This window comes from Streptomyces mayteni, assembly GCF_054783955.1.
In genome coordinates this window covers 1-730 of sequence record NZ_BAAGPR010000287.1, presented here as the reverse complement: position 1 = coordinate 730, position 730 = coordinate 1, and the positions used below count along the sequence as shown (strand labels likewise).

The window sequence follows — 730 nt, the reverse complement described above, 5'->3', positions numbered from 1 at the left end:
GTAATAATCAAGTAATAATATAGCGGGGCAAATTCGAGAGAACTCCTATATATGGAATAAGTAACATATATAGGACAATCGTCGAACTAAATCATTAATTGGAAACGGCTAATGTAAAAGCGTAGAGACTATACGCCCCAGGTCAACCTAAGTATTAATTAATATACGGTGATCTAAGACATAGTCCACTCCTTTAAGCAATTAAAGGTAGACTCTTTTAGCCTAGATCTGAAATGATCGAAGAAAGAGTAGGAGCAACGGCATACGGTGGATCTATCCGATATACAGCACCTATGCTATTCGGACTAGGATTTGTAGCTCTATTTACAATTGGAGGACTAACAGGAGTAGTACTAGCAAACGCTTCAATGGACGTAGCAATGCATGATACCTACTATGTAGTGGCCCATTTCCACTACGTACTTTCAATGGGTGCTGTGTTCTCTATCTTCGCTGGATTCTACTACTGGGCACCTAAGATCTTCGGTAAGATGTACAACGAACGACTAGCACAAATCCACTTCTGGACTCTATTCATTGGTGTAAATACTACATTCATGCCACAACACTTCCTAGGACTAGCTGGAATGCCTCGACGAATTCCTGACTATCCTGATGCTTACGAAGGATGGAACTACATTAGCTCTATTGGATCAATGATTTCAGTTGTAGCTACAGTTCTATTTCTATACCTAATTTACGATATGCTAGTATCACAACCAGTTGCATC

The 730-nt window shown here is 39.7% G+C and carries 1 protein-coding gene; it reads left to right on the top strand.

Annotation, left to right across the window (positions count from 1 at the left end; all coding sequences use genetic code 11):
* Positions 1–233 precede the first annotated feature (233 nt).
* The coding region (locus ACYVPE_RS39945) for a cbb3-type cytochrome c oxidase subunit I (RefSeq protein WP_461038746.1) at positions 234–730 on the top strand (497 nt) is incomplete at its 3' end.